The following is a 12,046-nucleotide window of genomic DNA, read 5'->3' on the forward strand; positions in this document are numbered from 1 at the left end:
ACCTGCACCGCCCCCCGGTTGCAAAGCCCCCCCCGGACGGTACACTGTCTGCGTCATCCCCTTTCCCAACGGATCCATTAAAACCAACATCCCTTTCGACGCCGAAACCCGCCGTGCCCCGGTGAAGGCTACCATTTCGCCAGGCGAACGGACCGTTTTGTCGTTGAGAGGTTGGAGGCCCCCATGCGGATCACCCTGGAAGGGAAGCGTGCGCTGGTGACCGGCGGCAACTCCGGGATCGGCCGCGCCATCACGCGGAGCCTGGTCGAAGCCGGTGCCAAGGTGGCCATCAACTACCTCACCCATCCCGAGACGGCTTCCTCGCTTCTGGACGAGACCACCGAACGCGGCGGTACCGCGATCTCCGTCCAGGCCGACGTCTCCGATCCCTCAGCGGTGGCGGCGATGTTCCGCAAGGTCGACGAGGTCTGGGGAGGGATAGACCTGCTGGTCAATAACGCCGGCATGGACGGCGTCCGTTGCGCCACCTGGGAGAGCGAAGTCGCCGACTGGCGCAAGGTCCTGGAGGTGAATCTCTTCGGCGCCTACTACTGCGCCCGCGAGGCGCTTGGCAGGATGGTTCCCCAGAAAGGGGGCGTGGTGCTGAACATCACCTCCGTCCATGAGGAGATCGCCTGGTCGGGGCACGGCGCCTACACCGCCTCCAAGGCCGCCCTCGGGATGCTGACCAAGAACATCGCCCAGGAGGGGGCACCCTACGGCATCCGGGCGCTCGCCGTTGCCCCCGGTGCCGTGGAGACCGACATCAACCGCCCGGTCTGGACCGATCCCAAGGGGAAGCGGGACCTGCTGGACAAGATCCCCTTGCGGCGGCTGGGCACCCCTGAAGAGATCGCCTCCCTCGTGGTCGTCCTGCTCTCCGACCGGGCCTCCTACCTGACCGGCCGTACCGTCTACATCGACGGAGGGATGACCGACTTCCCCGACTTTGCCCACGGCGGTTGATCCGCCTCCAGGAGTTACTGATGGACCAGGAAGAGCGTCGAGCCCCGGGATGGCCGGGAATCCCCGGCCGGTGGACCTCCAGCGCCAAGTCGGCGGTAGGGACATCGCAAAGCCCCTTGAGCACCGTATGGTTTACCCTCAGCCACGGGATCTTCAACGAGATCTATTTCCCGAGGATCGACCAGGCCTGCGTGCGGGACATGGGTCTCATCGTGGCCGGACCGGAGGGTTTCCTCTCCGAGGAGAAACGAGATGCCGACCACCAGACCAGCTGGGTCGATGACGGCGTCCCCGCCTTCCGGGTGATCACCGAGTGCCGCCAGGGGCGCTACCGGATCGAAAAGGTCGTCCTGACCGATCCCGCCCGTGAAACGGTGCTGCAGCAGACCACCTTCACCCCGCTTCAGGGGAATCTCTCCGACTATCGGCTGTACGTCCTGATCGCCCCGCATCTCGCCAACCATGGTGCGGGGAACAACGGCTGGGTGGGCGACTACAAGGGGGTGCCGATGCTCTTCGCCGAGCGTGACGGGTCGGCCCTGGCGCTCGCCTGTTCGGCTCCCTGGCTCAAGCGCAGCGTCGGGTACGTCGGCACCTCGGACGGCTGGCAGGACATCATGAATCACGGTGAGATGCAGTGGGAATACATGGTCGCGCCGGACGGCAACATCGCCCTGGTCGGCGAGATCGATCTTCTGAGCTGCGGCGGCAGCTTCCTGCTCGCCCTCGGCTTCGGCCACCGGGCCACCGAGGCCGGCAACCGGGCCCGGGCCAGCCTGCAGGACGGCTATCTCCCCGCCCTGGAGACCTACCTCGAACAATGGAAGAACTGGCAGCGGAGCCTCCTGCCGCTGGACGATGCCCAAAAGGGGAGGGGGATCAACTATTTCCGGGTCAGTACCGCCGTCCTTAAAAGCCACGAGGCGGTGAACTTTCCCGGCGGGATCATCGCCAGCCTTGCCATTCCCTGGGGATTCAGCAAGGGGGACGCGGACCTGGGCGGGTATCACCTGGTCTGGCCGCGGGACCTGGTCGAGTCCGCCGGCGCCCTCCTCGCGGTCGGGGCCCATGACGAGGTGCTGAGGGTCCTGCGCTACCTCCAGGCGACCCAGGAGGATGACGGCCACTGGGCACAGAACATGTGGCTCGACGGCTCGCCCTACTGGAGCGGGATCCAGATGGACGAGACCGCGCTCCCGGTGCTCCTGGTCGACATGGCCCGGCGCGAAGGGGCGCTCGACAGCGAAGGGGTGGGGCGTTTCTGGACGATGGTCCGGCGGGCCGCGTCCTACCTCCTCTCCATGGGACCGGTGAGCCCCCAGGACCGCTGGGAGGAGGACCCCGGCTACTCTCTTTTCACCGTCGCCACCGAAATCGCCGCCCTGCTGGCCGCCGCCGACCTGGCCGATACCCAGGGCGAGTCGGAAGTCGGCCGCTACTTCCGCGAGACCGCCGACGTCTGGAACGACAGCATCGACCGCTGGATGTACGCCACCGAGAGCGACTGGGCCAGAAAATACGACGTCCCCGGCTACTACGTGCGGATCACCCCTGCGGAGGGCGAAGAGCCGGTCTCCCGTTTTCAGGAACGGGTGCTGGTGAAGAACGTCCCCGACGACAGCGGGACGCTCCCCGCCAACCACCTGGTGAGCCCGGACGCCCTGGCCCTCGTGCGTTTCGGCCTGCGGGAGGCGAACGATCCCCGCATCACCGGCACGATCAAGGTGATCGATGCGCTTTTGAAGTTCGAGACCTCCAAGGGGCCTCTCTGGCATCGGTACAACGACGACGGCTACGGCGAGAGGGAAGGGGGGGAACCGTTCGAAAAGGTCGGGATCGGGAGGGCGTGGCCGCTGCTGACCGGCGAGCGTGCCCATTACGAACTGGCCGCCGGCCGCGACGACGAGGCGCAGAGGCTGGCCCGCGCCATGGAGAACTACGCCAGCAGGGAAGGGCTCATTCCGGAACAGGTCTGGGACGCCGACGACCTCCCGGATCTCGAGCTCTTCCGGGGCTCCCCGTCGGGATCGGCGATGCCGCTCGTATGGGCCCATGCCGAGTATCTGAAACTCCTGCGCTCCCTGAGGGACGGCAAGGTGTTCGATCTGCCGCCGCAGACCGTACAGCGCTACCTCCGGGACAAGATCACCTCTTCGAGGCTCGTCTGGCGATACAACCACATGATCCGTTCTATCCCCGCCGGTCAGCAACTCCGTATCGAGACCCCCACCGCGGCGATGGTCCGTTGGAGCGGGGACGACTGGCAAACCTTCACCGATATCGACAGCCGCGACACCACCGTCGGCATGCAGGTGGCCGACCTCGAAACCGCGGCACTTTCCCCGGGCCGGTGGATCGTCTTCACCTTCTATTGGCATAACGCCGGTGTCTGGGAAGATACCGACTATTTCATCGAGGTCGCCGCCGCTCCGTAGGGCGCAGCCGGCCTTTCGATGATCCTTCCCACCCGTCCTGCGGACCCCGGCCGATAGATGAATTCCCCCCGCAGCCGGCGAGAGGGGGAGCGGTCTTGGACGCTTCCATCTTGACGCCGGACACTCTTTATGGCAGACCTGTTGGCGGAGGTAGTTGATATGATTGTCCTTGCGGGAGACGTCGGCGGCACCACCACGCGGCTCGCCTTTTATGAAACCGGAGACGGGAAGCTCGTTTCCCTCGCGGAAGGTTTTTATCCGAGCCGTGAACATGGAAGCCTCGTCGAGATCGTCAGCCGCTTCGTTACCCAGCACCGGTTCTCCGCCAAGAAAGCCTGTTTCGGCATCGCCGGGCCGGTCCTGGAAGGAGGGGTCCGGACTCCCAATCTCCCGTGGCATATCGAGAGCGTGGAACTCGCTAAACTCCTGGAATTGACGTCGGTCCGCCTGATCAACGACCTCGAGGCCAACACCTACGGGATCGCCGCGCTCGGTAAGGAAGATCTCTGCACCCTCAACGCCGGTACCCCCAAGCCTGATGGCACCATTGCCGTCGTTTCCGCCGGCACCGGCCTCGGTCAATCCCTCGCCTATTGGGACGGCAACACCCACCGGCCACTTCCCAGCGAGGCCGGGCACGCCGACTTCGCTCCCCGCAACCAGCTCGAGTCGGAACTGTTGCTGTACCTCCAGGCGAAGCATGGCCGGGTCAGTTACGAGCGCGTCGTTTCGGGACCCGGGCTGCTCGATATCTATCGCTTCCTCCGGGACCGCCACTATTACAGCGAACAGGCAGAGGTCATTGCCGCCATGAACGGCGGCGATCCCCCCGCCGTCATTACCCGCGCGGCCTTGGACGACAGTTGCCCCCTCTGCGCCAAGGCACTCGACATCTTCGTGGAGGTCTACGGGGCAGAAGCCGGCAACGCCGCCCTTCGCTTCCTTGCCACCGGGGGAGTCTATCTCGGGGGAGGAATCCCGCCACGCATCCTTCCCCGCCTGAAAACTCCCGGCTTCATGGTGGCCTTCGGATCCAAAGGTCGCCTGAGCGCCCTGGTTCAGTCGATACCGGTCCACGTCATCCTCAACGAAAAGACCGCCCTCCTTGGCGCCGGTCGAGGCGCTATATTCCTGCCCTAGCGTCGTTTTTGTTTTCCCCCGCCTTCGATCGTATCCCGTCGTCTCCCTCCCATCATGCCCAAGGTAAGGTTTTTCCTTATACTGGCTAAGACTTTCACCCTTTGTTTGTCCGTCGACAGTTCATTACAATGCGCCAAAACGCGGTGTTTACACTATACCGTGATAAGGTTTTCTTGAATTTAAGTACTGAGGAGAAGTTGTTTTAGGAAAAATCGGGAGGAAAATATCGAAGCGATAATTTTTGAAGCGAGAACAATGTGCAGTATGTTGATAATCAGGACTGGGTCTAGGATTTACAAATACACTTTTTATTGACAAATTTTCCGCGTCTGATATTAATCAAAACAGGTGACAACAATAAGGAGGATTTTAGATGGCTACATTAGTAGAAATCGCAGCACAGCTGGTATCGTCGCACGCTTCCAGCACCCCGATGACCTCGGACGAGCTTCTCGCAGAAATCGCAAAAGTTCATGCTGCACTGAAAAATCTGGAAGCGGGGCAGTCGGTAGATGCAGTCGAAGAGGCTAAACCTACCATCACCGTCAAGGATGCCTTCAAGAAGAACGAGGTTGTTTGCCTTTTGTGTGGTAAAGGCGGGTTCAAAACTCTTGCCCGTCATCTGACCACCGCCCATGGAATGAAGCCGGGCGCCTACAAGAAACAGTTCGGGATTTCCAGCAAACAGGCGCTCTCCGCCAAGAGCTATTCCGAAGCAAGAAGGAAGATGGCCCAGGACCGTGGTCTGGCAGACAATCTCGCCAAGGCTCGCGAAGTTCGCATGGCCAACATCGAGGCCAAGAAAACTACTCCCGCCAAGCCCGGCCGTCCCGCCAAGGCTGCCGCCGCCAAAGCGGCCAAGCCGGCTAAACCGGCCAAGGCTCCCAAGGCTCCCAAGGCTGCGAAATAGCCTCAGGCAAGAGTCGTCCGCTTCGAATTTGGCACCCCAGGTGGGGTGCCTTTTTTTTTATGTGGTATACTCGCTCTTTAATACATCTCATGAGTGGAGGAACCATGCGTACTTTACTGCTTGCCGTACTTGTAATGCTTGTTGCTGTACCAGTCTTTGCCGCCGACGAGTTGAAGACCGAGGACGAAAAGACACTTTATGCCATCGGTCTCGTGATGGCCCGGCAGGTTTCGGTCCTTAACCCGACTCAAGACGAGCTGGACATCATCATCCGTGGGCTTCGGGATGGAAACTCCGGGAAAAAGCCGCTCGTGGACCTGGAAAACTACAAAGGAAAGATCGAGCGCTTCGCCAGTGAGCGCCGCGACGCGCGTGGCGCCCGGCTGGCCGCCCAGGCAAAAAGTTATCTGGACAATGCCGCCCACGAGAAGGGAGCGGTGAAGACCGCTTCCGGCCTCGTCTACATCCCGCTTCAGGAAGGGACCGGGGCCAGTCCGGTGCCCACCGATAAGGTGAAGGTCAACTACCGCGGGACCCTGATCGACGGGAAGGAATTCGACAGTTCCTATCTTCTCGGCCACCCGGTCGAATTCGAGCTCAACAAGGTCATCAAGTGCTGGACCGAAGGGGTTCAGATGATGAAAGTCGGCGGCAAGGCGAAACTCGTCTGCCCCCCCGAGCTCGCCTATGCCGACCGCGGCAACGGCCTGATTCCCCCCAACTCCACCCTCGTCTTCGAAATAGAGCTCCTCGGTGTAGACAAGAAGTAGCAGCCTCCTTCCGCACAAGGTTCCCTCCCCTTCAAGGGGAGGGACAGGGTGAGGATGGGGGCTAGCCTGAAAAGAGCGGTGGGCATTGGGCTGCCCCCCTCCGAAAAGAAGAGGCAGGGTGAGGATGGGGACATGCATTTTTTGTTTGACAAAGAAGCCGCTCTCGACTATAAAGGGAAGCTCTTGAGGCGCCGGGCTCGAAAGAGTAGGGCGGCAAGACGCGTGTATAATTTAGAGCTTGGCGGTGTAGCTCAGCCGGTTAGAGCATACGGCTCATATCCGTAGTGTCCGGGGTTCAAGTCCCTGCACCGCCACCATTTATAAAAGGCCCTCTGACGAACGTCAGGGGGCCTTTTCATGTTCAGCCCTCCAAATTCTCCCCCCTTTTTGAAATCACTTTCCACTTTCCACTTTCCACCCGGGCTAGGGGTAGGGTGAGGGTTGGGGCTCGGGTGAGCGAAAATAATCCTCCCTTGACACACCCCGCCTCTTTGGTAAATTAGTACATGTTAATTCTAACCAGGGGGTGAAGCATGCTGACCGACTACTATGTCATCGACACGAACTTCCGCAAGCAGACGTACCCCGAGTACTACACAACCCTCAACCAGCTTGCTGACGCCTTGGAGAATCACGAGGCCTACAACGACGGCAGACCCGACTTCGTACCCGGAAGCGACCGGTTGCGGCAGCACGTGGCCGCCATGAAGGAGGTAGGCGTCGGCGCCGACCGCGGGGATTCTCTGTTGAAGGAAAAGCGTCAGGCCCTCCGTGAAGAGTCGGAGATCGACGTAGATGCGTGTGTGAGCTACCTGAGAATTCTCGCCATGGGAAAAAGAGACCCGACCATGCTGCACACCTTCAGCTTGCCCATCAAAGGGAACCAGCCAAAGAGTGTACGCAAAGCCGGCAGCCCCCAACAGATTGAGATCCGGATCGCCGTGAAACACATGAAAAAAGTCTCCGGGGGTATCGTCATCGAGGGGAAGCACATCCGCAATGGCGGTCCTTATCTCCTCCAGCTTTGCAAGGGAGAACCCACCTCCGAGGAGAGCTGGTTTAATCCCGGCGGCCATTATCAAAGCTGCAAAAAAATTGAACTGAGAGACCTGGAGCCCGCCAACCGTTACTACATCCGCCTGAGGACCGATGGCCCCGGCGGCCCCGGCCCCTGGTCCCAGCCCGTCTCCATAATCGTCCTCTAACTGTTACCATTCCTGCCGTGACTCCCCCTCCCCTTGAGGGAGGGGGGGGCCGCCTATTAGCCGTCCGTTTCGGTGTTATAACGACTCCTGGCGCCGCACGCCACTCACACCTCCCCGCCTCACCAGCATACCGTCCTTACCCATGCAAAAAAACAAAATACAGGAATTCACCTAGTTAACCAGGTTCATGAGTAAAAATTCGAGATATTTTTATTTCCGGCTCGAATGTTGCTAAATCATTACCCTTTTAGACGTGCACGCCTTCGTGTTTGTCGTGATCATTTCGGAAAAGGAGGGGAACAGGCCGCTAGTGAGCAATTGTCGAATCGTTCATCACACTTTATTGGAGGGAAGAGAATGAAGCGGTTGAAGCAAATGATTTCGTTCCTACTCAAACGCCAACTCGCAGTGATAGTCGCCATGGCAATAATCGGTACCGCGATGACCGCCATGGCAGCGGGGCCGTCAGTGAGCTGGACGACCAAGGCAGACTTCGAAAGCAATGCCAGTACCGTCGGCACGCCGACCAACAGGATTAACATCGACACCACCAGCCTGCCGGACAGCATCAAGGTGGGCGTCCCGAAGGATTTCGTCACCACGGCTACCATCACCTGCGTCACTTCCTCGAAGATCTACACCTCGGGGACCACGCGCACCTCGTTATCGGTGATAGATGCCGCTACCGGCCAGGTGACCGGGTCTATCCCGCTCCCCAATGCTGTGGCGGGAATAGCCTACGATGCGGACGACAACAAGCTGTACGTTGGACAGCAAAACAGTAACGCCGTCCTGGAAGTTGACGCGGGCACCGGCCAAATCATCGAGACCCTCTCCATCGGCACCGCCACCAACGGCGTTTATGCCGCCGCCTACAACTCCGCCAACAAAAAGGTTTACCTCGCCAACACCGGCGACCAGACCGTCGCGATACTGGACGCCCCCTCGGATACCGTCCTGCAGACGGTGACGGTGACGGCCGGAGCGACTACCGCCACGGTCAAGGCGGACAACAAGGTCTACCTGACGAGTAAGTCCAATAACTACGTCACCGTCATCGACGGTACCACCAACACCGTGCTTCAGGACATCGAGGTCGAGCCGGTAGTCGGCATACTCGGCGGTACGGCTCCCGGCAATGTCGGCCTGCGCCTCGACGCACCTGCCCTCGGCTTTACCGGCGCCACCACCATACTGCTGAGCTGGAACGCCGACCCCTTGGGTCCCGGTCAGAACATCCAGTTACAGATGCGCACCGCTTCCGACGTTGCATCCCTCGACACCGCTACCTATCTTGGCCCCAACAGCAAGGCGGACGCATGGTACGACACTTCCGCGGATGGGGCATCGACCACTACCGAGGGTGACGGCAGCATCACCACCACCGTCCCGTTGGCCGTTCCCTTCACCAATGCTGCTGAAATCCAGTTCAAGCTCACCTGGGATGGCATCACCTCCCCCGTGCTGCACGACGTCGACCTGACCTACGCCTTCACCATAACCGCATCGGCAGGGCCCGGCGGCAGCATCAGCCCGTCGGGCGCCGTGCTGGTCCCGGCCGGTACGAGCCAGCCCTTCACCATCACCCCCAACCCCGGCTATCATATCCTCGATGTCAAAGTGGACGGCTACTCCCAAGGGGCGGTTGCCAGCTACAACTTCGTGAACGTCAGAGCCGACCACACCATCGAGGCAAGCTTCGAGCGCAACAGGTACACGATCACCGCCTCCGCAGGGCCCAACGGGACGATCACTCCCTCCGGCGCCGTCACCGTCTTTTACGACGACAGCGTGACCTTTACCCCCACGCCTAACACCGGTTACCACGTCGATCACGTCTACGTCGACAACGTCGACAAAGGTGCGCTGACCACTTATACCTTCGATCACGTTGACGCGGACCATACCATCTCGGTCACCTTCGCCATCAACACCTACACCATCACCGCCACCGCCGGCCCCGGCGGCAGCATTACCCCGGCATCAGCAACCGTCAACTACGGCGGCAGCCAGACCTTCACCATCACCCCGTCCACGGGCTACGTGCTGACCAACCTCTATGTCGATGGCCAACCTGTAGTGTTGACAACCACCTACACCTTCGACCATGTGGACGCAAATCACACCATCTACGCCGTCTTTGGGCAGGCGCTTCCCGACCTCGTGGTGACCTCCCTGACCCCGCCTGCGACCGCGATTCCGGGGACCACCATCACCGTCCCGGCCACCATCAAAAATATCGGGTACAGCTCGACCGGCACCTTCTACGTCGGTTTTTATCTCTGCCCGACCAACAACATAAACACCTCCTGCGTGAACCTCGCAACCAAGATGTTCACCTCACTGGCCCCCGGCGGCCAGACGACCATCAATCTGAATGCCCCCCTTGGAAGCGTGCCGAGCGGAAACTACTACATCGGCGCGATAGCAGACCCCTCCAACCAGGTAGTCGAAGCCGACGAGAGCAACAACATCCTGGCCGCTGCGACTCAGACCAACGTCCTCAAAGGACCCGACCTCGTCATGACCCAGGTGACCACCCCGGCTACCGCCACCGTGGGGCAGCAGATCACCGTTCCCGTGACCGTGAAAAACCAGGGGATCGGCCCCGCAATGAACAGCTACTACGTGGGACTCTATCTCTGCCCGACCAGCAATATCACCACCAGCTGCACCAGCCTCCGGCAGAGCCTGGTGAGCTACCTCGCAGTCGGGGCACAGCAGTCCTTCAACGTCATCACCACCGTGCCACCGGTCGCCCCTGGAACGTACTACATCGGCGCCTATGCCGATAGCTCCGACCGTAACGAGGAGATGGACGAAACCAACAACGCGTTGGCAGGAATTCCAACGACGATACAGTAAAGGCCCTAAAGTGGGTGCTTGACCGACCCGTGCCCCCTCCCTCAAGGGGAGGGGGCATCTAAAGCAGCAGCACAACGCGGGAAACCATCTGTCCCTTACCGTTATCGCCGAAAAAAAAGACGATAACGTCGTCCGGCCAACGCTCAACTGCCGTCCGCGTCTCTTCATCCTGCAAAAAGATTCGATAACAGCCAAAGCCAGCGCGACAAAACCGCCAGCGGGCGTTTAAGCGGAAAAAATTCCGCTGAACCTTCCGAACCGTCCGCAAAACAACACCCACCCTCATTTAACCTCTCGCCTCCGCGGGATATCGCCCCCCTGTAAAATTTTTCACTGTGAATTTTTTTACAACTCGGCAAAGTGACGCTAAAACAGCATCTTTTAGGCGTTAAGGTGTTCGGATTGTAAAAAAACGAACAGTAAATGTAATCTAATGCATTAAGGAGCCTCGTTTAAGGCTTGTAAATGTGCAGAATGTGAAGATACTGCAGCTTACAGCCATCTTGGCTCGCTTTTTGACTATGAAATCGTTTTATCGAATCTTCCCCTCCTGTTCACGCCCCTTTACCGGAGCTAGTTTGTTGGGCGTGAAGCATGGCGGAGGAGGCTGAGAATGAGGGTTATACCCTCGAATTGGCAGGGCTCGGCGCACAATTTACCGGCACGCATCTTATCCTCCCATCCACGGGAACCGTATCGCAGTACATAAGCTTTGCAGCCTGGAACATGGACAAGACCGACCTCCCCGGATTCGACGTCGTCTCGTCCACCCCCAGCCGCCTCCGCATCTGGGCCCCCTCCGGCACCACCATCGCTCAGAACTTCTGAGAAAGAGGCGCGGAGCTGAGTTCTCGACGTATCTTCTGCAAGTGTGTGTAAAATCCCCTCGCCCCTTCAGGGGGGAGGGTGGCCGAAGGCCTCTCACAATTTCCCCTCTCCCTTCGGGAGAGGGTGGCCGAAGGCCGGGTGAGGGTGCCTTTGGGGAAGTTTTTGGACAGGAAAAGGACAGGAAAAGGACAGGAAAAGGGGACAGGCTGTCAATCGGCTTTGAAAATTGACCCACCATCGGCGTCCAAAATTGACCCACCTCAGGTAGCAGTTTTTACTTCTTGATCCGGGTCTTGATCCGCCAACTGTCGTTGCCGGTTTCGACGATCTCGCAGTGGTGAGTCACCCTGTCCAGCAGTGCCGTCGTCATCTTACCGTCGCCGAAGACTTGAGGCCATTCCCCGAAGGTGAGGTTGGTGGTGATGATCAGCGATGTTCGCTCGTAGAGCTTCGAGATCAGGTGGAACAGCAGTTGGCCACCGTTCTTCGAGAACGGCAGGTAGCCCAACTCATCGAGGATGACCAGGTCGTGCCGGGCGAGTTGCTCAGCCAGCTTGCCACCGCGACCATCTAGTTTCTCCTGCTCCAGTTGGTTGACCAGGTCCAGCACGTTGAAGAACCTTGCCTTCTTATCGTCACGGATACTCTGTCTGGCAATCGCTATCGCCAAGTGGGTTTTGCCGGATCCGGTGCCACCGACCATGATGATGTTGGTGTGATCGGCAAGAAAGCCCCCTTCGTAGAGGCGTCTCACCTGCATCTCGTTGACGGGCGAGTCGGAGAATTTGAACGCGTCCAAGTCCTTGTCGACAGGGAACCTCGCGAGGCCCATGCGGTAGCGGATGCTTCTGGTTTTGCGTTCCGCCATCTCCGCTTCCAGAAGGTCGCAGAGGATCTTCTCCGGTGTCGCCCGGCTCTTGATCCCTG

Annotated in this window: 8 protein-coding genes and 1 tRNA gene; 8 read left to right on the top strand and 1 reads right to left on the bottom strand. The window is 59.8% G+C overall.

The features are described from left to right. The first annotated feature begins 183 nt into the window (after nt 1–183). The 8 genes from ACYVL5_RS04975 to ACYVL5_RS05010 all read left to right on the top strand — a co-directional run bounded on the left by ACYVL5_RS04975 (nt 184) and on the right by ACYVL5_RS05010 (nt 10,291). On the top strand, nt 184–966 hold the full coding sequence (locus tag ACYVL5_RS04975; protein WP_460594447.1) for a Rossmann-fold NAD(P)-binding domain-containing protein: 783 nt from the start codon (nt 184–186) through the stop codon (nt 964–966). 20 nt (nt 967–986) lie between these two features. Next, nucleotides 987–3,401 (top strand): glucan 1,4-alpha-glucosidase, encoded by a 2,415-nt coding sequence (locus tag ACYVL5_RS04980; protein ID WP_460594448.1) that lies wholly within the window; start codon nt 987–989, stop codon nt 3,399–3,401. A gap of 159 nt (nt 3,402–3,560) precedes the next feature. Beyond that, nucleotides 3,561–4,541, top strand: a complete 981-nt coding sequence (gene glk / locus ACYVL5_RS04985; protein ID WP_460594449.1) for a glucokinase — start codon at nt 3,561–3,563, stop codon at nt 4,539–4,541. Nucleotides 4,542–4,914: 373 nt separating this feature from the next. Continuing rightward, nucleotides 4,915–5,451 carry a Ros/MucR family transcriptional regulator gene (locus ACYVL5_RS04990; RefSeq protein WP_460594450.1) on the top strand — a complete coding sequence of 179 codons (537 nt, stop codon included), beginning with the start codon at nt 4,915–4,917 and terminating at the stop codon, nt 5,449–5,451. A gap of 104 nt (nt 5,452–5,555) precedes the next feature. After that, the gene (locus tag ACYVL5_RS04995) at nt 5,556–6,221 is read left to right on the top strand and encodes an FKBP-type peptidyl-prolyl cis-trans isomerase (RefSeq protein WP_460594451.1); all 666 of its coding nucleotides are present in this window, start codon (nt 5,556–5,558) and stop codon (nt 6,219–6,221) included. 240 nt (nt 6,222–6,461) lie between these two features. Next, a tRNA-Met gene (locus tag ACYVL5_RS05000) sits at nt 6,462–6,538 on the top strand. 216 nt (nt 6,539–6,754) lie between these two features. Beyond that, a complete protein-coding gene (locus tag ACYVL5_RS05005; RefSeq protein WP_460594452.1) occupies nt 6,755–7,426 on the top strand; it encodes a fibronectin type III domain-containing protein in 672 nt (223 codons plus the stop codon). Nucleotides 7,427–7,846: 420 nt separating this feature from the next. Then, nucleotides 7,847–10,291: a CARDB domain-containing protein gene (locus ACYVL5_RS05010; protein ID WP_460594453.1), complete on the top strand. Its 2,445-nt coding sequence runs from the start codon at nt 7,847–7,849 to the stop codon at nt 10,289–10,291. Nucleotides 10,292–11,393: 1,102 nt separating this feature from the next. Here ACYVL5_RS05010 and istB read toward each other — a convergent pair. Continuing rightward, nucleotides 11,394–12,046, bottom strand: a 653-nt coding sequence (gene istB, locus ACYVL5_RS05015) for an IS21-like element helper ATPase IstB (protein WP_460594454.1), incomplete at its 5' end; no start/stop codon positions are given.

The sequence above is a fragment of the Geomonas sp. Red276 genome, assembly GCF_054784495.1.